The 24,963-nt window shown below is 60.6% G+C and carries 15 protein-coding genes and 10 pseudogenes; 12 read left to right on the forward strand and 13 right to left on the reverse strand.

Features of this window, described 5'->3' with window-relative positions; all coding sequences use genetic code 11:
• Window positions 1-10 precede the first annotated feature (10 nt).
• The 4 genes and pseudogenes from istA (JN279_RS36755) to JN279_RS36770 all read left to right on the forward strand — a co-directional run bounded on the left by istA (JN279_RS36755) (window position 11) and on the right by JN279_RS36770 (window position 3,902).
• A complete protein-coding gene (gene istA, locus JN279_RS36755) occupies window positions 11-1,537 on the forward strand; it encodes an IS21 family transposase (RefSeq protein ID WP_202350295.1) in 1,527 nt (508 codons plus the stop codon).
• 10 nt (window positions 1,538-1,547) lie between these two features.
• Window positions 1,548-2,288, forward strand: coding sequence for an IS21-like element helper ATPase IstB (istB, locus tag JN279_RS36760; protein WP_202295168.1), 741 nt, complete (start codon window positions 1,548-1,550; stop codon window positions 2,286-2,288).
• A gap of 203 nt (window positions 2,289-2,491) precedes the next feature.
• Window positions 2,492-2,788, forward strand: a pseudogene (locus JN279_RS36765) (IS110 family transposase); the annotation flags it as partial.
• A gap of 61 nt (window positions 2,789-2,849) precedes the next feature.
• Window positions 2,850-3,902: pseudogene (locus JN279_RS36770) on the forward strand (IS110 family transposase).
• A gap of 238 nt (window positions 3,903-4,140) precedes the next feature.
• On the opposite strand, the pseudogene JN279_RS36775 reads toward JN279_RS36770, so the two are convergent.
• The 4 genes and pseudogenes from JN279_RS36775 to JN279_RS36795 all read right to left on the reverse strand — a co-directional run.
• A pseudogene (locus JN279_RS36775) lies at window positions 4,141-4,403 on the reverse strand (transposase); the annotation flags it as partial.
• A 374-nt stretch (window positions 4,404-4,777) separates the two neighbouring features.
• Window positions 4,778-6,208: a hypothetical protein gene (locus tag JN279_RS36780; RefSeq protein ID WP_202351606.1), complete on the reverse strand. Its 1,431-nt coding sequence runs from the start codon at window positions 6,206-6,208 to the stop codon at window positions 4,778-4,780.
• 1,057 nt (window positions 6,209-7,265) lie between these two features.
• Complete coding sequence (locus JN279_RS36790; RefSeq protein WP_202351608.1) at window positions 7,266-8,186, reverse strand: LysR substrate-binding domain-containing protein; 921 nt, start codon at window positions 8,184-8,186, stop codon at window positions 7,266-7,268.
• Window positions 8,187-8,872: 686 nt separating this feature from the next.
• Window positions 8,873-10,168: an ATP-grasp domain-containing protein gene (locus tag JN279_RS36795; RefSeq protein WP_202351609.1), complete on the reverse strand. Its 1,296-nt coding sequence runs from the start codon at window positions 10,166-10,168 to the stop codon at window positions 8,873-8,875.
• Window positions 10,169-11,111: 943 nt separating this feature from the next.
• On the opposite strand from JN279_RS36795, the gene JN279_RS36800 reads away from it, so the two are divergent.
• On the forward strand, window positions 11,112-12,227 hold the full coding sequence (locus tag JN279_RS36800; protein ID WP_202351610.1) for a saccharopine dehydrogenase family protein: 1,116 nt from the start codon (window positions 11,112-11,114) through the stop codon (window positions 12,225-12,227).
• Between the two features lie 324 nt (window positions 12,228-12,551).
• On the opposite strand, the pseudogene JN279_RS36805 reads toward JN279_RS36800, so the two are convergent.
• From JN279_RS36805 to JN279_RS38595, 3 pseudogenes are all read right to left on the reverse strand, one after another.
• Window positions 12,552-14,104 (reverse strand): annotated as a pseudogene (locus JN279_RS36805) (ISL3 family transposase).
• Window positions 14,105-14,277: 173 nt separating this feature from the next.
• A pseudogene (locus JN279_RS36810) lies at window positions 14,278-14,812 on the reverse strand (ATP-binding protein); the annotation flags it as partial.
• A 72-nt stretch (window positions 14,813-14,884) separates the two neighbouring features.
• A pseudogene (locus JN279_RS38595) lies at window positions 14,885-15,919 on the reverse strand (IS630 family transposase).
• A 119-nt stretch (window positions 15,920-16,038) separates the two neighbouring features.
• On the opposite strand from JN279_RS38595, the gene istA (JN279_RS36825) reads away from it, so the two are divergent.
• The 7 genes and pseudogenes from istA (JN279_RS36825) to istB (JN279_RS36855) form a co-directional block, all read left to right on the forward strand.
• Entirely contained in the window at window positions 16,039-17,550 is a 1,512-nt protein-coding gene (gene istA, locus JN279_RS36825; RefSeq protein WP_202351541.1) for an IS21 family transposase, read from the forward strand.
• A 12-nt stretch (window positions 17,551-17,562) separates the two neighbouring features.
• Window positions 17,563-17,790 (forward strand): annotated as a pseudogene (locus JN279_RS36830) (ATP-binding protein); the annotation flags it as partial.
• Between the two features lie 848 nt (window positions 17,791-18,638).
• Entirely contained in the window at window positions 18,639-19,895 is a 1,257-nt protein-coding gene (gene istA, locus JN279_RS36835) for an IS21 family transposase (protein WP_202351557.1), read from the forward strand.
• A complete protein-coding gene (locus JN279_RS36840; protein WP_202351558.1) occupies window positions 19,889-20,137 on the forward strand; it encodes a hypothetical protein in 249 nt (82 codons plus the stop codon). The genes istA (JN279_RS36835) and JN279_RS36840 overlap by 7 nt, the downstream gene beginning before the upstream one ends.
• Window positions 20,127-20,891, forward strand: coding sequence for an IS21-like element helper ATPase IstB (istB, locus tag JN279_RS36845; protein WP_202351559.1), 765 nt, complete (start codon window positions 20,127-20,129; stop codon window positions 20,889-20,891). Before JN279_RS36840 ends, istB (JN279_RS36845) begins: the two co-directional genes overlap by 11 nt.
• A complete protein-coding gene (locus JN279_RS36850) occupies window positions 20,888-21,109 on the forward strand; it encodes a hypothetical protein (protein ID WP_202351560.1) in 222 nt (73 codons plus the stop codon). The genes istB (JN279_RS36845) and JN279_RS36850 overlap by 4 nt, the downstream gene beginning before the upstream one ends.
• A 107-nt stretch (window positions 21,110-21,216) precedes the next feature.
• Window positions 21,217-21,750 (forward strand): annotated as a pseudogene (gene istB / locus JN279_RS36855) (IS21-like element helper ATPase IstB); the annotation flags it as partial.
• Window positions 21,751-21,813: 63 nt separating this feature from the next.
• Here istB (JN279_RS36855) and JN279_RS36860 read toward each other — a convergent pair.
• From JN279_RS36860 to JN279_RS38600, 6 genes and pseudogenes are all read right to left on the reverse strand, one after another.
• The gene (locus JN279_RS36860) at window positions 21,814-22,092 is read right to left on the reverse strand and encodes a hypothetical protein (protein ID WP_202351613.1); all 279 of its coding nucleotides are present in this window, start codon (window positions 22,090-22,092) and stop codon (window positions 21,814-21,816) included.
• Window positions 22,093-22,150: 58 nt separating this feature from the next.
• A pseudogene (locus JN279_RS36865) lies at window positions 22,151-22,499 on the reverse strand (IS21 family transposase); the annotation flags it as partial.
• A gap of 209 nt (window positions 22,500-22,708) precedes the next feature.
• Window positions 22,709-23,029 carry an exopolysaccharide production repressor protein gene (locus JN279_RS36870; RefSeq protein WP_202351614.1) on the reverse strand — a complete coding sequence of 107 codons (321 nt, stop codon included), beginning with the start codon at window positions 23,027-23,029 and terminating at the stop codon, window positions 22,709-22,711.
• Window positions 23,030-23,066: 37 nt separating this feature from the next.
• Window positions 23,067-23,384 (reverse strand): ferredoxin III, nif-specific, encoded by a 318-nt coding sequence (gene fdxB / locus JN279_RS36875; RefSeq protein WP_202351615.1) that lies wholly within the window; start codon window positions 23,382-23,384, stop codon window positions 23,067-23,069.
• Window positions 23,381-23,584 (reverse strand): CCE_0567 family metalloprotein, encoded by a 204-nt coding sequence (locus tag JN279_RS36880; protein ID WP_027033222.1) that lies wholly within the window; start codon window positions 23,582-23,584, stop codon window positions 23,381-23,383. The genes fdxB and JN279_RS36880 overlap by 4 nt, the downstream gene beginning before the upstream one ends.
• Before the next feature lie 25 nt (window positions 23,585-23,609).
• A pseudogene (locus tag JN279_RS38600) lies at window positions 23,610-24,074 on the reverse strand (DUF269 domain-containing protein).
• Window positions 24,075-24,963: the final 889 nt, after the last annotated feature.

Raw genomic sequence — 24,963 nt, forward strand, 5'->3', positions numbered from 1 at the left:
GAGGGTTAGGATGCGCCACGTGCGCGAGATTTTACGTCTGAGCTTGGAAGCGGGGCTATCGACGCGGATGGCTGGCGAGCGTGCCGGGGTCGGGCCGACGACGGTCCGGGATATGCTGAAGCGGTTTGCACGCTCCGGGCTGAACTGGCCGGTCCCGGCCGAGATGAGCGATGCCGACCTGGAAGCTTGCCTATACGGCTTACCTGGGATGAAGCCCGGCCGGCGCAAACAGCCGGAACCGGACTGGTCGGCGGTAGCACGTGAGCTGAAGCGCAAGCATGTGACGCTGCAGGTTCTGTGGGAAGAGTATGTCGCCGCCCACCCGGATGGCTATCGCTACAGCCGTTGGTGTGACCTGTTCCGGCGCTGGGAGGGCCGCCTGCCTCTGACGATGCGGCAGAGCCACGCGGGCGGTGAGAAGATGTTTGTCGATTACGCCGGCGACACGGTGCCGGTTGTGGTCGACCGCCGGACCGGTGAGGTGCGCGATGCCCATCTGTTTGTGGCGGTGCTCGGCGGATCGAGCTTGTCATTTGCCTGCGCGACGTGGACCGAGCAGTTCGCGGACTGGATCGAGGCGCACAATGGCGCCTTCGCCTTCTTCGGCGGCGTGGCCCATCTTCTGGTCCCGGACAACGCGAAGGTCGCGGTGATTAAGGCGTGTCACTTCGATCCGATGGTCAACCGCAGCTACACCGACATGGCGCGTCATTACGGCACGGCGGTGCTCCCGGCAAGACCGAGGAAGCCACGCGATAAGGCGAAAGTCGAGGCCTGTGTCGGCATTGTCGAACGCTGGGTCCTGGGCCGCTTGCGCAACCGGATCTTCTACAGCCTGGCCGAGGTGAACGCGGCGGTCGCCGAATGCATCACCGATCTCAACGACACACGGGTGCTTCGCCAGTTCAGCAAAACGCGGCGCCAGCTGTTCGAGGAGATCGACGCGCCGAACCTCAAGCCGCTGCCGGCGGAACGGTGGGTCCACGCTGAGTGGAAGCGTTGCCGAGTCGGACTCGATTATCACATCGCGATTGAGCACCACCATTACTCGGTGCCCTGGCGCTTCGCCCGCCGCGAGGTCGAGGCTCGAATTACCACACGCACCGTCGAAATCTTCCTCGATGGCGAACGCATCGCCGCGCACATGCGTGGCAGCGGCAACGGGCGGCATACGACGATCCCCGAACATATGCCCTCGAGCCATCGGCGCTACCGTGAATGGACGCCCGTGAAGATCCGGGAGGAAGCGGCGCGGATCGGGCCGATGCTGTCGTTGCTGGTTGAAAAGATCATCGAGGATCGGCCGCATCCCGAGCAGGGTTACCGTTCATGCCTCGGCATCATCGGGCTAGCGAAGCGCTTCGGCGCCGAACGCCTGGAAGCGGCCGCGCGGCGCGCGCTGGAGATCCAGGCGCGCAACTATCCCTCGGTCAAATCGATCCTCGAGAAGGGGCTCGACAAGGTTCCGGCGCGCGAAGCCTCGGACCACACGCCGATCTTCCACACCAACATCCGGGGCTCCGGATATTACAACTGAAAGGACTACAATGCTCAAACATCCGACACTCGAACTGCTGGGGCAACTCGGCCTGGCCGGCATGGCCCATGCGTTCATCGAATTGGAAAGCAACAGCGATGCCGACAACCTCAGCCACGCCGAATGGCTTGCCCTGCTGCTCGATCACGAGGCGACATACCGTAATGACCGGCGCCTTGCGCTCCGCCTTCGTCATGCGCGGCTACGCCACCATGCCGTGCCCGAGGATGTCGATTACCGTGCTGCGCGCGGTCTCGATCGCCGGCTGTTCGACAAGCTGCTCAAGGGCGACTGGATCGCCGCCCATGAGAGCTTGGCCATCGTCGGGCCGGCCGGGGTCGGGAAGAGCTGGTTGGCCTGCGCCATCGGTCACAAGGCCTGCCGTGACAACCGTTCGGTCCTCTACACCCGACTGCCGCGGCTCATCGATGACCTGTCCCTGGCCAAGGGCGACGGCCGCATCGCCGCGCGCATGAAAAGCCTGGCCAGGGTCGATCTCCTTATCCTCGACGATTGGGGCCTCGAACCGCTCGACGGCAATGCCCGTCACCACCTGCTCGAAATCCTCGAAGACCGGTACGGGCGTCGCTCAACGCTGGTGACCAGCCAACTCCCGGTGGCCCGCTGGTTCGATCTGATCGGAGATCCCACCTACGCCGATGCCATCCTCGACCGCCTCGTACACAACGCTCACCGGCTCGAACTCAACGGCGAATCCATGCGCAGATCCATCATCTCCGCTGCCGCTTGACCGAACCGCAAATGCAGTGACATCTTCCCCGACGATCAGGTGCTCCACCTGCGCGCGATCAGATCGGAACGCTGCGCGGCATCAGATCGGAATACATGCGCGCCATCGTCGGAATCCGCAGGCCGCGGGCGTCACCATTAATGGGATGGTCCGCCCCGTCCTCCCGCAGCATCATCCGGGCGGTCCCACCAAAGGAGGTTGCAATGTCCCCACGCAATGCGCCGCGCCCTGCGGCAGTCTATGGAGTCGATATCGGCAAGAACATCTTCCACGTCGTCGGCCTGGATAGCGGCGGCGAGCCCATCCAGCGAGCTCGCTTCCGACGCGACTCGCTGCTGCAATTCTTTGAACGAGCAGCGCCGGCGATCGTGGGGATGGAATCGTGCGCAGGATCACAATGGATCGCCAGGAGACTGCATGCGCTGGGGCACAAGGTTCGCCTGATCCCGGCGCAGTTCGTGAAGCCCTACGTGAAGTCGAACAAGAGCGACATCATCGATGGGATGGTCCGCCCCGTCCTCCCGCAGCATCATCCGGGCGGTCCCACCAAAGGAGGTTGCAATGTCCCCACGCAATGCGCCGCGCCCCGCGGCAGTCTATGGAGTCGATATCGGCAAGAACATCTTTCACGTCGTCGGCCTGGATAGCGGCGGCGAGCCCATCCAGCGAGCTCGCTTCCGACGCGACTCGCTGCTGCAATTCTTTGAACGAGCAGCGCCGGCGATCGTGGGGATGGAATCGTGCGCAGGATCACAATGGATCGCCAGGAGACTGCATGCGCTGGGGCACAAGGTTCGCCTGATCCCGGCGCAGTTCGTGAAGCCCTACGTGAAGTCGAACAAGAGCGACATCATCGATGCCGAGGCCATCGCCGAAGCCGCCACGCGACCGACAATGCGGTTCGCTGCGATCAAGAGTGAGGAACAGGCTGACCTCCAGGCGCTGCATCGGGTGCGCGACCAGATGATCGGCACGCGAACCCGTCTGATCAACCAGATGCGAGCGTTCTGCCTGGAATATGGCATCGCGTTGAGACAGGGAGCGGGCCTGTTCAAACTCGACCTGCCACTGGTTCTGGACGACGCGTCGAACGACCTCTCGCCGGCGATGCGCAAACTGCTCACGGACCTGTTCGCCGACCTACGCCGGCTGGAGCAGCGCATCGACGACGTGACGAGGGAGATCGCTGCGATTGCAGATCGATAAGATGTTGCCCGCCGGCTTATGACGATCCCCGGAATCGGAGCACTGGGCGCCACCGCCCTTCTTGCGGCCGTCGGCAACGGACGTCAGTTCCGGAAGGCCCGCGATCTGGCCGCATGGCTGGGCCTTGTCCCCCGGGAACACTCGACCGGAGGCAAGCAGAAGCTCCTTGGCATCAGCAAGCGCGGGAACCGCTACGTCCGCAAGCTCCTCGTTCATGGCGCGCGCTCCTGCTTTCGACACCTGGATCGAGCCCGGGATCGCCTTGGAAGCTGGCTCGACGGCTTGCAGAGCCGGATGCACCCGAACAAGGCCGTTGTCGCACTCGCCGCCAAGATGGCGCGCATTGTCTGGGTTGTCCTGACCAAGCCGGGAGCGCTCTACGAACGCAGGGATCCTGCATTCGCCTGACCCTCTCGGCTCGATTGCAAGGCTCGGGAATAGCGATGACGAAACAGTGGATCAGCATGCCGTAAGCCCTGTGCAAAAAAGCGGGCTTCGTGCCCGAACCATTTATTGGGAACGGCGTGCGCGGATCTCATCATGGCCTGGCTGCAACAGCAGCCCACTCGCGAGAGGCCGGATACATTTATGCAACTGGAAGCGTCATCGGCGATGTCGCGAACCCTTGCACGGACGGGGCGGACCATACATTCTTTCCCACAAGATCCTTCAACGCCGCATTGTCGACCTGGCGTCGGCCAGAAGCCGCTTCAGCCACGTGTTCTCGTTCTCCAGAGCCTTCAGTCGCCGAGCCTCGGAGACATCCATCCCGCCGAAGCGGACCTTCCAGTTATACAACGTCGCCTCGCTGATCCGGTGCTTGCGGGCCAGATCGCCAACCGATGCCCCAGCCTCATGTTCCTTCAAAATTCCGATGATCTGCTCTTCAGAGAAGCGGCTACCTTTCATGTCCAGGTCCTCTCGATGGGGCCAGGACGGACTTCAAACCGGATTAGATCAGAGGGGCAAGGTCACTGCCCATCATGGCCGCATCAGCAAAGTTGGGCGCAGCCATGCCAGCGCCCTGCTCGCGTAGGCGTCTGGGCAGCCGCGAAGCGCCTGGTCGGCTACACGCCTTGTTTCGTCCGGGTCAGGACTAAACATGGTCTCGGTGACCGCCGTCACAGACGCGCAAGCTGACGATGCTCTGTGGCGTAAGCTGACGAAGGAGAAGCACTCTGTGTGGGCGCGGCCCAGTCTGATTGCTCACAAGGTGCGCTTGATAGAGCTACGGGCGGGGAAAGCCGCCAAGAAAGGGCGCGCTCGGCCGTCCTTCACGGCGGCTACTCCACCGCCTTGAGGAATGCAGGCTTAATTCCGTACATCGAGTAGAGACCGGCCTCATCGAAGATCACACGGTCGTCATAGCCGCTGAACCAGATTGCGTCCGGGTTTCGACCAACGATGGTCACCTTGCATCGGTCCCGCGCATCCGCGGCCGAACGCAGCAGCTTGAAAATCACCACGCCCCTTTCACCGCCAGGGACGCCTGGTACGGGCTCGTTCGTGACGGCGGCGACTTCAGTTTTGCCCTTATAATGGGTGATTGAAAGCCGCGCATGCGCCTCGACGCCGGAGAGGCCCTTCTGCGACTCGTTCAGGACCTGCCATGTCCGCTCAATCGGAATATTGAACGCCTTGTGGCCGATAATGTCGCGGCCGCAGAAGAAGTAGTGGTTTTCGATACCATTGCGGAGCATCTCGCGCTGCATGATGCGTAACGAGTCCGCGTCGTCGTTAATGTCGCGAATAATCGGCGACTGATTGTGCATGGTGATCCAGTTGCGCCGGGCGAGTTCGTTTACAGCAGCCCGCGTTTCGGCGATCCATTCGAGCCCACCGCCAGGATTGTCGATATAGCCGCCCTGCGGCGTCTTGCGCAGAAATTCGTCCGGATGATTGAAGTGCACTATCATCCGCAGACTGGTTTCGGGATAAGCTTGGTGGAATCCGTCGAGCATCGCAAAGAAGGTCTGGTCGAAGCGTTGCGGGTGGAATGCCAGTTCCTTGGTCCCAATGCGGACATTCTCGACGCCGGCTTCCGCAAGCCCGGCCAGCCAAGCGGCGATGTTCCTGTTTCCCAGAACCATGGGATCGCCGCCCGACATAAGGATCTCGCGTAGCTTCTCGCGGCCGGTCTCGGGATGGCGGCCACCATTGGCGGCTACCAGCATGTTGTGCCCGCGAATGTATTCGACAATCTCACCCAACTGCGCCAGGCCCTTTGGAGCTACCGTGCCGTCCTCGCGGGTGATCTGCTTGCGACCGATCAGTTCCTCGCGATAGCAGAAGCGACAGTGTGCGGAGCAGGTGGATGCCACGTAGAGTAGACCAAGCTCGTACTTATGGATCAGCCCCTCGCGCGGGCTGTAGGTCATCTGCTTGCCCGGATCTTCTGCACCGTCGAGGTCGTATGTCTCTCTGGGGCTGGCTTTCACCAGCGTCTGCATGGGCCGGCTGTATTGCGCCTGCTCGTAGTAGTGGCGCGTGATCTTGATCGGCATCCTGGCTTCCAGATCTCTCGGGGTGCCTTTCAACTCCAGGATCTGATGAAGTTCTTCTCGTGAATAGAATGCGCGCATATCTTGGGGCACATCCTCTCTGGCGAACTTGGCTATGCCAGTGATGATCTGCCGGTCGTATTTGCCGTTGACGACTTTTTCCAGAAAAGCCTGCTCACGCTCTGATGGCAGGTATTTTTCTAGGGTACTCATAGCGCACACCTCCGGGCTGAATATCCGATCGGCACGGCCTGCAGCAGAGGCCGATCCGCGTGAACGTTTATTGTCTATTTTTCGGATGCACCGCACCGAGTTACAAGCCCATGTTCGTCACCAGTTCATGACTCATATTCATGAAGAGAGTATTCTTCGAACTGGTGTTGAAGGCCGTAGCTTTCCGCCTCAATGGCGCCGATCTGCGCACGCCCAACGCCGAGCCGCTCAAGCAAGCGGTGCTACTCGGCGGGTGTTGTTCGGCGGCGGCGTTCCCTCCGCTACGCGGACGGCCGCATTGCCCAGGCTCAAGCGGAAGCTGCGAATGTCGAAGCGGGCGAGATCGCCTTGATGCGTGTGTGGACACTCCGAGAATGAGTGATTTCTTTCACTTTGCCGATGAGCAAGACGGTCGAGTTCCGTCCGTGATGCCTATTGGACCACGGCCATTGCTCCTTTGATCAAAAGCCGCCGCAGATCTCGCTATCCCACGCCTCTGGCGGCCCATGGTCGCCTCGCGTTCGAGAAGCAACGCGAGCCATTCGTCATGTTCGAGGCTTCTGGGCTTCCGTTGCGCCTCGAGCTCCTGATAGGCACTGGCCATGCCGTAACGCCGAGGTGTTTCCTCAGTGAAAGTAACCGGGCCGCGCAGGTTGGCGTGCTCCACGACGGCGATGGGTTCGGTGGGAATGCCGTGCGCCTTTGTGGGTGGCAATCAGCGAGGCAATGGTCTTGCAGGTCAGGCCGCCGATCTCGACGGCGCGCGCCGAAACTACCTAGCGCGGTCGCGACTTCTCGACGCGAGTCCGCGCCGTCGCCAAGCAGAACGCCATTACCCGCCTGTTCATGACAGCTCCTGGCGTGCGCTGTGATTGCACGCACAGTCGCCTCGACCTATTAAGTTGCTTCCCGCTTCCGCCGCTCCTCCATCGCTGGCGCCTATTTCGGTCTCACGCCAAGCGGCAGTACGCTGCTCGATCACCGGAAGTGTAGCGCCCCGCATCGTCAACCACTGCACTTGAGTTGCGAAGCATGGATCAATATTGATAATGCGAAGCTACTCGCGGCTATTCGTCACGCTAGCGCGCCGTCCGGTCGTCATAAGCCAGCGCGTAAAAGCGTTAACCTGTGGGTTAACGTCGCCCGCCGCGCTGACTGCGAAATAGCTGTTGTGCGTCTTCAGGGGTGTGTCGCTTAGCGGGATCAAAACGCCGCACTCGAGCTCCATTTCAATCAGATATCTGGGTATAAGGGCGGCGCCGATTGAACACACGGCAGCCGAGATGATCATGGAAAACTGATCGAAATGTCGCCCGCTCATCTGCTGCTTACCAGAGTTTCCTTTTATGGCGAACCAGTCCATCCACGCGCTTTCGCGAGTAATGAGATGCAGAAGTGGAGCCTCCGCGAGGCGAGCAGGGTCGCTCGCCGAGTACGTATCGCGGAATTTGGGGGATGCAACCGGCAGCATTTCCTCATCGAACAACTTGTTCAAACGTGCGTCCGGCCAATTGGCCTTTCCGAAATGGATCGCGAGATCGAAGTGCTCTCGTATGAGGTCAAACGGTACGGTCCGGGTCTCCAGCCTGATTTCGACGCTGGGATGGTCGTTCAGAAAAGTCCCTAACCTCGGGATCAGCCAACGAATGGCAAATGTTGGCAGGATGGCAATACGCAACGTGGCATTTCGCTCGCCGGCGGCAATCGCCCGCGCTACGGATTGCTTCAGGTTCTCGAGATCGACTGCCAGATCTGCCGCAAACCGCCTGCCAGCCTCGGTCAGTGTGACGCGTCGTCCCACCCGCCGGAACATTCTCACGCCGATCGTCTCCTCAAGTTCCTTGACTTGTCTGCTGACGGCGCTTTGCGTGAGATGAAGTTCCTCCGCCGCCTGCGTAAAGCTTTCGTGCCGCGCAGCGCACTCAAAGCTGCGCAACAGGGGGTAGGACGGCAGATTGCGGTGACCTACGGACTGCAAGACACAACACCTTCTATGAGCGGAACTCAGAGTCCATAGCTAATTTGGCCTGCGAGAATGACGACGACGGCCCTTTTGAGATGCGCAGAGTTCGCTTCCCCCGGGTCAAACCATCTCAACCTAGCGCCGGAATCCGGTTGAGAGGATGATTGACGATTGCGTTTTTTCGACGCCAGCGACCTCCCCGGTCACGTCGACCGTCCTATCGAGTTCACAGACTATGGTGCGGCTATCTCGGTAATCACGTCAAAGGCCCCGCTCAGGGAATGAACGGATACGCCGGAAGGCCACGAAGCGCCTGAACGACCCTCCCAAGTGCCTTAGCTTAAGGTTGATCAGATGTGGGACGAGGCAAGCGCGCCGTGATCGGGATAGAAGCCGCCCTTCCATCGACATAACCAAATCCATTCTTGCAAGCAGGGGGGCAATGGTATGGACCTCGCTCTCGCGGCGCGGTGGAAGCTCGAAAGTCAACTGCGATGAAGGAGGGAGTGTCATGCAGGTCGTTCGGATGCACAAGAGACAGCTAAGGGAGGCCTTCAATCCGATCCGACCCTCGCCGAGCAATTCGCCATCCTCGCCGCCTGATCCGCAGCATACCAAGCCTCCCATGCGGCCCAATTCAGCTCCTTGCAGCAAAAACAGCACTCTCAAGCTCTTAATTGCACAAAAATGGTCGGCGACGATCACCTCACACCTGGCGGTACCTGCGCTGGTGCGGGGAGATGAGGGGCTGCAGATTGTTCCTCTTCGCTAACTATCGGAAATGGTGTGATCGACAAACTAATTAAGTCGATGGCACGCTGAAGTATCGCCTCGGTCCGGGCACGGTTGGGTGAAGCGGCGATGACATGTCCGATGCGGTTTCGGTAGTCGCCCTTCCTGACGATCGGCGTCTTGGGTTTAATGTACAATTTGACCTCGGCGACACCTGGTACAGCGGCCGCGCGACTGTCGCCATCGATCCAATCGAGGATGCCATCGCGATCAGCATTTAGGCACTGCGCGGCCGCAATGTGGGAATGACTTCTGCGCAAATCCCATTCGTTGCCGACGACAAGCTTGATGTGCTCGGTAATGAGATCGACACCGCAGGCCGCCTGAACCAGCCGGGGACTAGTCCCCCCCGCAACACGCGGATTGACTTCGATGACGACTGGACCAAGATTCGTCCAGCGGAGATCAACGTTCGTAGGCCCCCAGCCAAGACCGAGAGCTGGCAAACAGCTCCGCGAAATATCGGCGATGCGCTCATGCTCATCATCAGTTAGCGGGGCCGGGCAGGTAAAATGACGGAAGACGAAATACGGTGGGCGGTCGAAGTCGGCTGTGTCAATCCCAATGATCTCACTTCCCATCATATGAGCGCTAAAAAAGGGGCCTTGTGCGAATTCTTCGACCAGTATCCTCGGCGAAGACCGCCATATGTGCTGCCCGCCCAACAGATAGGTCGCATGCTCGGCCAACTCGTCGTTGTTCCGGCACAATCGGACTCCGCTGCTGCCGCTGCCTACGGCTGGCTTAACAATCACCGGTAGCCCAACCTCCTCGGCAGCGCTTTCTATCTCCGTCGCATTCGCCGCCAAGCGATATGCAGGTATTGGAACGCCGGCCTCCGCGAGGAGCTGACGTTGAGCGAACTTGTCGCAGCATCGTTCAATCGCTGCGGGGTTTGGTCCCGGTAGATCGAAATGCCGGCAGAGCTTGCCAGCCGTTACACAGGCCGACTCGTCGGCGCCCGAAAAGCCAGTAATGCCAACAACGTCATAGGTCGCGCGTAGCCGGGAACATTCGTGGATCAGCACATCAAGATTGTCGGTGTCGACCCGGATCGCCTCAGTGGCCTCCGCCGCAAGATAGTCGTACTGAGTTGGATCAGCCGACAGAGTAATTGGATGAAGCCCGAGACGCTGGGCCGCTTTCACGTATAGCAGACCAATACTCCCATGGCCTTCAAGCAGGATGAGCGCTCTTCTTGTCATTGGCACCGACCTCCGTTGCAGGCTATGCGGCAACCCGAGCGTAGCAGGCATCAGCTTTTCAGCCTTGCCTGCCTCAGGCTTTGTGGTGAAGCTAGCACTGGAAGGCTATCTGCGGTCGCAAAGTCTCTGTAAATTTAGTTGAAGGATCTGTTGCAACGTTTTGGTTGCCGGCGGTGTGACACGAAAGCCCTGGACCGACTTCGGAGATTTCGGGCTTCAGGGGACTCCAGTTTGAGCGCGGTGGCGGTAGTGGTGCGGCCAGTCTCGTAGGATGGGGCTGAGCTTCTGAAGCTTGGAGGCCAGACTGCGCAGGTTGGCACTCATTCCCACCGCGCCGGGCAGCTGGAAATCAGATATCGCTCGACATCATTGCGTCGGGCGTCGACTTGGCGCGCTGGGGCTGGCGTGATGCGGTGGTGTTCTGGTGTGCAGGCTGTTGGGCCCACACGTCTTGTCAGTCGTTGAGGAACACGTCTCCTCAGCGGCACCGCCGTTCGACCTGACGGCGCTGCCACAACGGTCCTTGCTGGCGGGCGAGGGCAGCCAACATGTTCTGTTGCGGCGCGCCGACCAGCATCTATAGCTTGTCTGATGCTAGCGTCCTGCTTCCCGTCCGACTCCAGATCGACGCGATCTGGCCTGCCGGCCAGTTGAAGCACCCGCCTATGGCAACTTCAATGCCTCAACAGTCTTACGGCATACGGACGCCCGCCGAAAAGGCTGTTTCCGCGGAAGCGCGTGGCCCACGCCTCCGGTTCGTGCTCCAGTCACTCGATGGTCCGATTGCGGGGGCTTCGCTCCGGGAAAGAGCCGAAGCGTTAAACCTGCACCTGCCAATCGCCCCTGCCATCTGCTCAAGATTAATGGAACTTTTATAAAAATCGGCTGCGCAATCTGATTAAGTGTAACGACGTCAAACGTCGTGCTGTTGCAGGAGGAAATAATGAAAGACATCGTCGTGATCGGATCAGGCAAAATCGGCGCCACCATTGCACGGTTGCTCGCGGACACCGGGGACTATCATGTCACTGTCGTTGACCGCAGCGCCCAACAGCTGGCGGAGATTGAAAGCGGTCCCGCGCGTTCCACAGCCAAGCTCGACGTCACCGACGACGCAGTCTTGGCTGCGCAGCTTTCCGGCAAGCTTGCGGTCTTGAGCGCGGCGCCCTTCCAGCTCACCGTCGCCATCGCCACCGCTGCGGCCAGAGCCGGCATCCATTATCTCGACCTCACGGAAGACGTTGAATCCACGCGGCAGGTGAAACGGATTGCTAAAGCCGCCAAAACCGCTTTCATTCCACAATGCGGTCTGGCACCAGGTTTTATTTCCATCGTAGCAAGCGACCTATCGCACAAGTTCGACAGCCTCGACAGCGTACGGTTGCGCGTCGGCGCCCTCCCGCAGTTTCCGAGCAATGCCTTGAATTACAACCTCACCTGGAGCACTGACGGGGTCATCAACGAGTACATCCAGCCCTGCGAAGCGATCGTCAACGGCGAGCTAGTCGAAGTTCCCGCTCTGGAGGAACGTGAAGAATTCTCGCTCGACGGCGTCACCTATGAGGCCTTCAACACCTCTGGCGGCCTTGGGACATTCTGCGAAACGCTGAAGGGCAAGGTCAACACACTCAACTACCGGACCATACGCTATCCGGGTCATGCCGCGATCATGAAGGCGCTTTTGCACGACTTGGGGCTACGGCACCGCCGAGATGTGCTGAAGGACATGCTCGAACGCGCCCTGCCGACCACGCTGCAGGATGTCGTGATCATCTTCGTGACCGTCTCTGGACGCAGAGGCGGCCGATTAGTCCAGGAAACCTACGCAAAGAAAATCTACAGCGCCGAGGTCGGCGGGCGCATTACAAGCGCGATTCAGATCACCACCGCATCCAGCATCTGCGCGGTCCTCGACCTGCTTGTCGGCGACAAGATTTCAGCCCAGGGCTTCATCCGGCAGGAAGATATCGGGCTCAACGCATTTCTGGAGAACCGCTTCGGGGTGTGTTATCGGCAGGGAGACGCGGCGAAGCACCATGGCGCCACTGTTGCGGCCTGAACAGGGCTTTCCAGTGGCATTTTGGCGGTCCCTATCGATCGGCGGTCGTTTCGGCGACTAGCTAGCCAATTTGGAAAGGCGGATCACAGTCACATGCTCAACCCGGGAAAACTTGCCGCACCCGACGGCTACATTCCCGTCGAGCGGATCGAGGTTGGTGCCCTTGCGCGGCTCATTCGACCGGGCGATCGCGCCAGAGCTGCCCACCTGCAACGATAACGGCTCGTCCTTCAACTGGGACGCAAACGTGTCAATGACCACGGAATCGGGACCCTGTTTTTTCGCGCAAAAGGGGCTCTGACGCACTCTCGCTGCGGCCGCAGCCTAAGTTGCACCGACGAGGCGCGCCTGGAGCAGATCAATCTTGGCGCGGCCGTACATTTGCCGCTTGATGAGTTTGAGCTTGGTGATCTGGCCTTCGGTCTGGCCATTCGACCACGGAGAGATAATGGCGTTGCGGACTGCGGCGATGTCCTTTTGGACCACGTTTGCAAAGGAGCCGACGAGGCTTGCCTTCGCGCCCTCGAGCCAAGCGTCCAGTTTTGCGACCGCCTTTGATCGGATCATCTGCTGAAAGTCGTCGATCAGCGTTCGCGCGGTGACGAGGTCAGGAACATTGCTCTCGATTGCCGCGATCAGTATAGCGTCCGATTTGGACAGGTCGTCACGCGCCAGCGTCATGAGCCTGGCGATGCTTCGTGCCGAAGGCGTGCGGGCAAGTGCGCTTTGATTGGCCCTTTCAGCAAGGCGTCTGCGCCGCGCCCATTAGAGACGACGCCGATCTGGCCACGAAAACCTTTCTTACGCATTTCGCGCCAGAGCGCCGAAGCATTGCGCGCGCCTTGGTCCCAGCGGCCGTCAAGCCAGGGAAGCCATTCCTCGAGCGAACTCTGCCGGACGCGGAACATGTCGGAGCGCTGACCGCGCAGGACGCAGCGGACGAGCTTGCGGCTATGTCCGGTACGCTTGACGATCTGCTTGATCGGCACACCCTGCTTCGACAATTCCAGAATGGCCTCGTTTGTCTCCTGACGACGCAGATATCCTTCATATTGCAGCCGTTCGGCATAGGTGAGAAGCTTTGGATCGATGATGGTGCTGCCGACGGTCTTTCGGATATGCCGCATGGACTTGCTGACTGCATCAAGGAAAGCGCGGCTGGCGTTTTCCATCAGATGCCAGCGGTCGGCCACCTGATCGGCATGAGGCAAGGCCTTGGCCGCCTCGCCATATCCGCCACCCCGATCGCGAGCGACAGTCACAATGGAAGGATGGTTCGCCAGCCAAGCCTGCGATGTCGCATGTTCGCGATCAGGCAGCAATGTCACTGGCCTGCGGCGCTCAAGATCGCAGACAATCGTCCCGTATCGTTGGCCGCGCCGGAACGCGAAGTCGTCGATGCCGATGATGGCGAGCTTATCGCGCGGCTGTTCAGTCCGCCGGCGCACGACACGCAACAGGGTATCGTTGCTCACCGGCATCATCAGGCGGTCGGCAAAGGCTGCGGCAGGCCTGCCGCCCAGCGCCAGTCCCAAGTGATGAACGATGGTCTCAAGGCGTCCGGTTCTCCGCGATAACGGGGCTAAAACAGCGGCGCCAAACCGCTCGGCAAAAATGCGGCGGCGGCAAAGAACGGCGTCGCACCAGAAACGGCGAACCGTCACCCGCAAGACCACCCGCCGGCCAGCGATGGGCAGATCGGCGGCTTGCCGCATATATCGGCCATGGGTCCGGCGTGAACTCGTCCCGCAGCACGGGCACGTTGCCGAAAGCGCCGTAGCGCGCACGTCAAGAAATACACAATCCGTGTTGATTTCGGCATGCTCGACGAGCAACCCCGCCGGCGCCAGTCTCGTCGACCCAAATCTCTGTTCCATCGCGCTGATTCCCTCTCGAAAATTGCGCGACATCACCCTGCACATGCAGCGAGATTGAGTCTGACCCCAATATTGACCCCTTGAATAAGCGCGACGGGGAGCGCTCGCCGGGCGGAGCTGGTCGGGGTTGCGCAGCCCGGCGAGTGCGGATTGTTTGGGCGGTGGGGCGCGCGTCAGGCGCGGTTCTTGAAGCGCCAGGACTCGTTTCCGGTCTCGATGATCTCGCTGTGATGGGTGAGCCAGCAGCGCCGTCGTCATCTTTGCGTCGCTGGCAAAAAACTCGGCCATTCGCCGAATGCCAGGTTGGTGGTGACGCCGATGGAGGTGCGTTCGTAGAGCCGACTGATGAGATTCAAGAGAAGCTGCCCGCCCGCTTGGACGAAGGGGAGATAGCCGAGTTCGTCGAGGACGACGAAGACGGGTCGGGTGAGGTAGTCAGCGATGCGTCCCTGCTTGCCTGTTGAGGAAGCGGTCGCGTGAACCGTTGCGGATCAGGGCGCGCGCGATGGCGATTGCCAGATGCGACTTGCCGGTTCCGGTGCCGCCGATGAGCACGGCATTGCGCTGGTCGGCGACGAAGGTGCCGTTGGCGAGCCCGCGGACGAGGGGCTCGTTGACCGGCGTGTCGGTGAAGTCGAAGTCCTCGATCTCCTTGGCGAGCGGCAGCTTGGCGACGGTCAGCTGCTATTTGATGGAGCGCGCCTGCCGCGTTCCTCCTCGAACACCTCCCAGATTCGTGCGGTCCGGCTGATCGACATGGCGTGGGCCTTATACCAAGAGTCATGGGGTTTGACCGACATGGGCCCATTGGCGCATCCCGATTGATGTGATGGTCTCGGAAGCTGCGAGGAGTTTCTGCCAGGCGTCGCAGGCTGCATCGATGATATCGTCATAGCTGTCGAAGACACGGTTGGAGAGCCAGTTCTGGCGCATATACTGCCAGACGTTCTCGACCGGGTTCAGCTCCGGCGCGCGCGACGGCAGGAAGATCGGGGTGATGTTGTCCGGTATGCTGAGGTTTGCGGTGGTGTGCCATCCGGCGCGATCCATGACGAGTACGGCATGGGCGCCCTTTTCGACATGGCGGCTGATCTCGTTGATATGGAGTTGCATGGCCTCGGTATCGGCAAACGGCAGTGCGAGAGCCGCCCCGGTACCACGTGCTGGGCAGATGGCGCCGAACAGGTAGGCGCTCTTGTAGCGCTGGTCGGCCGGCTGTCGCGGCCGCGTGCCGCGTCTGGCCCACTGCCGGTACAATCCCGTTCTTCTGGCCGATCCTTGCTTCGTCCTGGAACCAGATTTCCACCTTCGTGCGCGGCGGCAAGTCGCAAAGATGCGCCTTCAGCGTGCGAGGCCAGTTTTTTTGAACTCCTCAATGATATGGGCATCCTGCGCCGGATGACGCGGTCGCACACTCATGTGGGAGAAGCCGAGCTTGTGCAGCAGCTTCCCGACATAGCGCGCGTCATAATCAATGCCGAAGCGGTCCTTGATGGCTTTCTTCAGGTCGATCCGCCGCCAGCGAACGACGCCATCGACGGCACGATCCGGGCCCTTCTCCACAAGCGCGGCGAGTTCGGCCTGCTGCTCATGCGACAGCCGGGACGCTGGTCCCGGCGCCCATTGGTCGACAAGACCATCGGGGCCGGCCGTGTTGAACCGATGCACCCAGTCGCGTAGCGTCTGGCGATCCATCCCGCCGATCCGGGCCGCATCGGCCCGGCTCATGCCGTCCAGAATGCGGATTCCGACGTGAAGCCGGCCGCCATTCCGATCAAAGACCGGCCACCATTCCGATTTGAAGCCGGCCACCATTCCAATCAAAAGCCGGCCAGTTTTCGGCACTGAAGATTACCTCCTGGGTCAGCAACTTTGGCATCAATCACCTCGCCATGAACGGGGACATTTTGATGCCGGCAAAGAGAAGGCTGACCATGAGACAATTGAGACAAATGCTGCGGCTTGCCGGAAGCGGGACGAGCTCCCGCGAGATTGCGGTCGTATTGGGAATAGCGCGCAGTACGGTGCAGGATAATCTGCAGCGTGCAGCCGCGGTTGGATTGAGCTGGCCCTTGCCGGGGGAGCTGACCGACGATGCGCTTGAGCACAAGCTCTTCAGTCGCAACGGCGTCAAACAGGGCACGCGGCGACGCACGGAACCGAACTGGGCCGATCTTGCGGTCGAGCTCAAGAAGCCCGGCGTCACCTTGCTCATCCTGTGGGAGGAGTATCGCGGGTCGCATCCCGACGGTTACGGCTATAGTCGCTTTTGTGAACTTCTACGGGGATTTAAGCAGCGACTGTCACCGACGATGCGCCAGGAGCATGCGGCCGGCGACAAGGTCTTCGTGGATTATTCCGGCAAAAAGATTCCGATTGTCGATCGCAAGACCGGTGAGATCCGCGAGGCGGAGATCTTCGTGGCGGTGCTGGGTGCGTCCAGCTACACCTTTGCCGAGGCCACCTGGACGCAAACGCTCCCCGACTGGATTGGCTCGCATGTCCGGATGTTTCGTTTTTTTCACGGCGTTCCCAGACTCGTCGTTCCCGACAATCTGAAGTCTGGCGTCAGTCGCGCCAGTTTCTACGATCCCGAGATCAACCGCAGCTACGGCATGATGGCTTCCCACTATGGCGTCGGCGTTCTTCCGGCACGGCCAAGAAAGCCTCGGGATAAATCGAAAGTGGAGAATGGAGTGCGTTTCGCCCAGTCCTGCATTCTGGGGCGTCTGCGCAATCAGACCTTCTTCTCGCTTGCTGAAGCCAATGCCGCCATTGGCCGGGCACTCGATCGCATCAACGACCACGTCATGCGCCGGCTGGGCGTCAGTCGCCGGCAGCTCTTCGAGACCGTCGAGCGCCCGGCTTTGGCCAGTCTTCCACTGGAGGATTACGAGTTTGCCGAATGGCGTTTGGCTCGCGTCTCGACGGATTATCATGTCGAGTTCAAGACCTTCTTTTATTCGGTGCCCCACAGCCTCATTCGTCAGCAGGTCGATCTGAGAGCAACGGCGCGCACCATTGAGATCTTCCACCGCGGCAAGCGCGTCGCGGTGCATCAGCGCCGCTATGGAGGTCCTCGCCATGGAACCGATCCGGATCACATGCCCAGTTCCCACCGGCGCTATGCCGAATGGACGCCGGAGCGCTTTCGGCGCTGGGCCACGTCGATCGGGCCGCAGACCGAAGGTCTGGTCATCGCAATTCTCGCCAGCCGTCCGCATCCCGAGCAGGGCTTTCGAACATGTCTGGGCATCCTACGTCTGTTTCGCGACATCGATCGCAATCGGGCCGAATCCGTGTCAGCCCGCGCTGTCGAGATCGGTGGCCTGAACTGCAAGAGCATTGCTTCGCTCATCGCCAACCACAAAGCCGCACGCCATTCCACCGAACCAACCGCCATCGTCGATCACGCCAATCTGCGTGGCCCTGATTACTTTCATTGAGGAGATCCACCCATGCTGATCAATCCCACCATCGACATGCTGCGAGAGCTCGGCCTTTACGGCATGGCAACCGCTTTCCAGGAACTCGACGCACAGTCCGAAGTGCGCGGCCTCGAGCACGGCGAATGGCTTGCCATGCTGCTCGAACGCGAGGCGACCATGCGCCGTCAGAAGCGTTTCGAGGCTCGCGCCAGGGCTGCCAAGCTTCGCCATGACGCGCAGATCGAGAATGCCGACTTCCTGTCGACGACGGTCGAAAACCGCTGATAAGCGACGACAAGATCTGAAGCGCTGGAGAGAGCAAAGGCGGTCGCCCGCGCGCTCTTCAACTAGCGCTGTAGCGGGCGACCGCCTTTGCGGCGCGGTGCTGATCATCTGAGGTTGAGAAGACGCGGGGCACGTCTCCAGTCGCCCTGAGGCGGCTTTCGACGTACCCCGCCATGCGCCTGCCTTGTGGTAGATCTGCGGGTAATCAGCGCCGCAGAACCAATCCGGCGTAACACCGATCTCAACTGGCAAGTCCGGGCTCGGTGTCACGCTCCACTGACGGTGCGCGACCTGCATTATCGCATTGTCAGCGCATTCCGTCGACCTTTTCTCCGAACTCCCAGCGGCGCTCCGAAAGGACCGTCGCGGATGTTTACGGGCCGCTTCTTTCTGTGCGGCCGCTGCCGTTCGCAGGTAACGATCTGCCGCAGCTGCGACCGGGGACAGCGCTACTGCGGGGAGGTCTGCGCCCGTGCTGCCCGCCGCGAGAGTGTGCGCGAGGCGGGGCGGCGTTATCAGCGCAGCCGCCGTGGACGCTTGGCTCATGCGACCCGGGCCCGACGATATCGGGCTCGGCACAATAAAGTGACGCATCATTCTCCACCTTCATCTCCTGCCGGTGCACTACCGGGCAGCCCCTCGAACGATGTCGTCGCTGCTTTTGCTGACGTCGTCGGGCGGGCGACGACATCGGTCATGCCCACGCCGTGCTGTCGGCGCTGCGACTGTCGGCTGTCGCCGTTCGTTCGCACCGGCTTCGTGCGTCGCCGGGGGCCTCGTTATGCCCGTGAAGCTGACTACGCAGACGGAGAGCCCGCATCATGACCATCAGCCCCGAACTGGAAGCGCAGATCCTGCGCCTGTATCACGCCGAGAAGTGGCGCTGCGGCACCATCGCCAGGCAATTGCATGTCCATCACACGACGGTGCATCGCGTTCTGGCCCAGGCGGGATTGCCCCGGCATAAGCCGCTGCAGAGAGCCTCAATCATTGAACCGTATCTGCCATTCATTGAGCAGACGCTGGAAAAGTTCCCCTCGCTGACCGCCAGCCGCCTTTATGCGATGGTGCGCGAGCGGGGCTACCGGGGCTTGCCCACGCACTTTCGGCACCTGGTTGCCCTGCACCGTCCACGCAAGCCGGCCGAGGCGTTCCTGCGGCTACGCACATTGCCGGGCGAGCAGGGACAGGTCGACTGGGCCCACTTCGGTCACATCGACATCGGCAACGCCCGCCGGCCGCTAATGGCGTTCGTGATGGTGCTTTCCTACTCACGCGACATCTACCTGCGCTTCTTCCTCGACGCGCGCATGGAAAACTTTCTGCGCGGTCACGTCGGCGCGTTCAACACATGGTGCGGGCTGCCCAGGGTCCTGCTCTATGACAATCTCAAGAGTGCGGTGCTCGAGCGCCAGGGCGATGCAATCCGCTTCCATCCGACGCTGCTTGCCTTCGCCGGCTTCTATCGGTTCGAGCCACGTCCTGTCGCGGTTGCCCGGGGCAACGAAAAAGGCCGCGTCGAGCGCGCCATACGACATATCAGGGAAGCATTCTTCATCGCCCGCAAGTTCACCGATCTCGACGATCTGAATGCCCAGGCCGAACAGTGGTGCCGCAACCAGGCAGCCGACCGGCCATGCCCAGAGGACCGGACGATAACGGTCCGCCAGGCGTTTGCGCAAGAGCAGCCACTGCTTCTGCCGCTGCCCGCCAACCCTTACCCCGTCGAGGAGCAGGTCGCCGCCAGGGTCGGCAAAACGCCCTATGTGCGCTTCGACCTCAACGATTACTCGGTACCGCATGCTCATGTCCGGCGCACGCTCAGCGTGCGCGCCGATCTCGGCCTGGTCCGCGTCTTCGACGGCGCAAAGATGATCGCCAGTCACCGTCGCAGCTATGATCGTGACCAGCAGATCGAGGACCCTCAGCACCTCAAGGCTCTCGTCGCAATCAAGCGCGAGGCGCGCCAGCATCGCGGCCTCAACAGCCTGGCGCGCGCCGTGCCGGCCTGCCGGACGCTGATGATCCGGGCCGCCGAGCGTGGCGCCAATATCGGTGCGATCACAACGCGATGCTGAAACTGCTTGACCTGTACGGCGCGCAGGAACTGCAGGCCGCCGTCGAGGAAGCTTTGCATGCCGGCGCCTCCCATTCCAGGTCGGTTCGCGACGTACTGGAACGCCGCCGGGTCGCCCGCGGTGCTCCGCCGCCGGTCGAAACGAGCCTGCCCGAACACGTGCGGCGCAAGGATACGACGGTACGGCCGCATCGCCTCGACAGCTACGACCAACTGACCTTTGGAGGCAAAGATGATGAATAATCCCGATATCCTGCTCAACAGGGCCAAGGCGTTGCGCCTCAATGGCCTGATCACCCATTGGGACGAAATCGCTGGCGCGGACTGGCTGGCCGCCGTCCTTCAATGGCGCTCCGACCGTTCGATGCGGCGACGCATGCGTGCCGCCAGGCTCGGCCACTTCAAGCAACTGTCCGATTATGACTGGCACTGGCCTCGCCGCATCGACCGCGCCGCCGTCGAGGATCTGATGACCCTGTCCTTCATGAACGATGCCGCCAACATCGTCTTTATCGGTCCAAACGGCGTCGGAAAATCGACACTTGCTCGCAATGTCGCGCACCAGGCGCTCATCTGCGGTCACACCGTCCTCTTCCGAACCGCCAGCGAGATGCTCGGCGAACTCGCCGCCCTCGACAGCGACGCAGCCTTGCGCCGACGGCTTCACCACTACGCCGCCGCCGACGTTCTGGCGATCGACGAGGTCGGGTATCTGTCCTACTCGAACCGGCATGCGGACCTGCTGTTCGAGCTCATCAGCCGGCGCTACGAAAAACGCTCCACCATCATCACCACCAACAGACCCTTCGCTGATTGGTCGGAGGTCTTTCCCAATGCCGCCTGTGTCGTCAGCCTCGTCGACCGCCTCATGCACCGATCCGAGGTGATCTCAATCGAAGGCGATTCCTACCGCTTCAAGGAAGCGGCCGAGCGATCAAAGGCACAGCGCGAAAAACGCACCAGCCGCTCCTCCGGCGAAAAGGTACCCGCGGCATGAAACCAGATCCTCAACCGTCCGGCCTCAGTCGTGGAATCCAGTTCCTCATTAATCCCGAATGGACACCCGAACAGGCGCTCGCTGTCTTCGAGTTCCTCAACGATCTCGCCGACAGCATCTGGTCGCACTACTGCGTCAAACTCCAGGAACTTATCCAGGAGCAGCAACGAACACCGACGGATCACAGCGATATCGAAAACGCCCCGTCCTCGCTCTGAAGCACACATCCTCGACACTCGGCGGCCTGCAAAGGCCGCCTTTTTGTTCCGTCCACGAGCACCAAACGCTTGTCGTCGTTTAGACGCGCTTTTGAAAAGCCATCAACAACTTCCGCGCCGCACGCGGCCTCGACCGCAATATGTTCATGGCGCTTGCCGGCTGCAACTGGATCAGAAAGCATCACGGTCTTCTTGTCACCGGGCCAGCCGGCGTCGGCAAAAGCTGGCTTGCCTGCGCTCTTGGCCACCAGGCCTGCCGGGAAGACTTCTCAGTCGCCTACCACCGGGTTCCCCGGCTGTTCGCCGCCCTCGCGCTTGCAAGAGGCGACGGGCGATACGGCAGGATCCTCAAATCTCTTGCCAGGACCGACCTGCTGATCCTCGATGACTGGGGACCGGAAAAACTCAATGACGACCAACGCCGCGATCTCCTGGAGATCGTTGAGGATCGCTACGAACGACGCTCAACCATCGTCACAAGTCAGGTGCCCGTGGATCGCTGGTGGGAAATTATTGCAAACCCAACTTTGGCCGACGCCATCCTGGATCGCCTCGTTCACAACGCCTATCGCATCGATCTCACCGGTGAAAGCATGCGAAAACAGCGCCCGCCGATCGTCCCCGAAAACACCGAAGCTTGACCTGAAACAAAACCCAACCCAAACATCAACGAGACCCAGGATCAGACCGAAAACTGGCCGCCTTCAAATCGGAATGGTGGCCGGAATGAAATCGGAATGACTGGCCGGCTTCAAATCGGAATCGGTGGCCGGCTTCATCGGAATACGCAGTCCAGAACCGCCGCGATCGACAACAGCCGGCTGCTCTGGCGCGCATCCTTTGAGTTCCGGGCAAGACGGCGAAGCTCCCCCGCCGAAAAGTCCGTCCGTAACTTCACCGCTGATCCCATCGCCGAATCTCCTTCGGCAATAGGGAATCACGGCGCGCAAATCGGCCAAAATCACAAAAGAGTCAGCAGCCAAGACCGTTGGTATTAGCCCCGGCGACGCACTTGTCGAGCAGCAAGTCGTTCAGCTCCTAGTAGCTCCTGAAGCGCAGCCGTGGTGTGAAGAAGCGCTCGCGCACCAGCCCGACGTGGTTCTCGACCTGCCCCTTCTCCCAGCCGGAGGGCGGGGTGCGGCGACCGGCTGCACCGGGTAATGGCTGCACATTTGCAGGAAGCGGCGATTGTATTGCCGGTCCTTGCCCAAAAGACCGTCTCCACCGCCGTCTTCATGTTGTCGTAGATGCCGCGCGTGCAGGCCCCGCCGCAGAAAGCGAAGGTCCGGTCGTGGGCATCGAACACCATCTCCTGCGTCTCGCGTGGATAGGCCCGCACGAACATCATACGGCTGTGGCAGAGCCGGACATGTGCCACCTTCGCACGTGTTATGTTTTCCGCCGGTTCGCCTTCGAGACGGAGCAACCTGCGCGCCGTGCGCTGCGATCGACTACCATTGCCCGGAGAACCGAAACTGCATTCCCCTAGCGTTAGAACGATGAGAATGCCGTCGCCTTCGACCTTATCAGGGAACCATGGCCTGACTAATCAACTTTGAACAAAGTGATGAATCTGAGCTCTGATCTTGTTACAGCGCCTCAAGGGAGGAGCAGCGATATGCCGAGCGTTTGATTACGCTGGGGCACATCTTGAGTTTCATTCCTATGCTCATCGTCGCTCGACTGGTACCGAACTTCCTGGGACCTATCGACAAGCTCAGCTTCTTGCCCGGCTTTGCCAGCGCAGCTGGATCGCCAAATCAGAAAGAGCACACTTGCGAAATAGCCCAGCTGAAGAAGTAGCGAACAGCCCAGCGTCGTGACGACTGCTAGAAGGAAAGAGTGCGAGGCGAAGTAAACCGTCACAGCGTTGCCGCACAGGACCAGCCCGAGGAGCCGACAAAAGATGATGAAGCGCATGCCGTTCTCCTGATTTTGTCTCGTCAAATCATGCAGCTCATGCTGCGACCTGGTCGGCCGCGACATGGGTCTGGCAGTTCTTTGGGCAGACGCGGCCGCAGGCTCCGCAGCCAATGCAGCGGCCGGCATGGTGGACAACCATGATCATGCGATTGAGCTCACCATCGAAATCGTCGTCACCGCCGTCGCAGGCGCCGAGGATTTCGCCCGCGTCATCGACGCCGTAAAGATGGATGACCTCGCGCGAGCAGACTTTGAAACAGCGGCCGCAGCCGATACAGATCTTGCCTTCTATAGCGATCAGATATTCCGGCACCCATGTGGAGCCGTCGCGGCTGATGAATGTGCTCCTCATCGCAAAGTCTTCATTTTGGCGAGCTCTCTCCTGGCACCATCCAACTCGGCATAAACGGCATGCGTTTTCTCGGCGACTTCCTCTATTTCAATCCATTTGACCGGGAGACCCTCGGCAAGGTCGCGCAAGTTCGTCTTGGCAATTGCCGCGCGCAGTTGAAGCTTTCGGACTTTCTTCGCCATCTCATCCAGGTTTGACATGATCCTTCCTCGAAAATCGGTTTCTTCACGCCCGCGCCACGTCGGGATGGGCAATAGCTGCAGTCACATCGCCGACCAGTTCGCGCCGGTATCCGCGAGTTTACGGGGAGTCTCGAAGGCGAACCGGTAGACGCCTTCGACAGACCGGCGAACTGCCCGACCGTGAAAAGCTCGCGTCCGAAAGCACCGGTCGGTTTGATTTCTGTTGTTGACTATGTCACGCCTGAGCGCTCCTCGATCGCAAGTTCCCCTACGGTCCAAAACATATCGAGCCTCCACAGCGCGTCCGGATCCGGATTGCCAATGATTGGATATTCCGGCGCAGTTCCTTGGTGATGATGAAATCGGCCAGCAGCCCGGTGTCCGATTTCCGTTGGCATGAGCCGTGGAAGTCCTGAGCACGGATCAGACGCAAGATGCATTTGACGAACGGGCGGGCAAGGGCCTTGCCGTCCTTGTTGACGGCAGGGCCAAGCGCTGCGTGAGACATTTCGTTTCCTCAATTTCAGGTCTCGTCCTCAACGGAGGATTTCTGCTTTCGGTTAGGCCGACTTCGGGCCCGCTTACGCAGCCGGCGTCCGGCCTGGCCAGGCCGATTCCACGTAAATGCTGCCCCTGTGGCCGACCTTGAACACGTCCTGGACTGTGACGTCTTCAACGACGGACCAAATTCGCGTCGAATATTGCGGCCGCGGCTATTCGGTTGGAGGTCATTAAGGTCCGAGCCCTGACCTTGCAGCAAACGGTCGACCCCGTGCTCCATGGACATAGTTACTGCGGGCGCGCCGCAGAAAATGGCGAATTGACCAGGGTTCCACTTGTCATCCCTACACCTTGCCGGGCTGAAAGTTCGTGAGGGGTCCGCCACGCAGCCAGTCGTCCACTTTGATCGGAGGAGCCGGTGACTCTCTACGCAACATGTTGTTCTCCATTCCCACACCTTTCCTGATGTTTATGCGCGAGCTGGTTCTTCTCTCAGAACGGAACACACGGGTTAGGAGACCATCAAAGTCTTGCGTGTTCTCATGCGATCAGCCCTCACTCAGTATTGCCGATCTCAACCAGCAAACGTCATGCCAGCGCCTTGCCCGCAGTAAATGCCATGAGTCTGCCTCGAAAAACTCTCAAGCCCAAGACGGCCGGTTGTTTTGAACCCGACATGTTTTCTGCCGCTGTCAGCTTTTGGACACGTGGACACGCATCATGCGTCAGACGCTTGAGGGCGAGAACCGCTTGGCTATCTGCCCAGCGGTAATGTTGGCATCGGCTCATCTGGCATCATTCGGCGCCGGCGATGCGCGGGCGATCTCCACAAGTGGCTCCCGTGTGCAGCGACTGGCTGCTGGCTCATGCCTGATCTTTTCTCCGAGAGCCGGGCC

The organism is Mesorhizobium sp. 113-1-2 (assembly GCF_016756475.1).
Lineage (GTDB): Bacteria > Pseudomonadota > Alphaproteobacteria > Rhizobiales > Rhizobiaceae > Mesorhizobium > Mesorhizobium loti_C.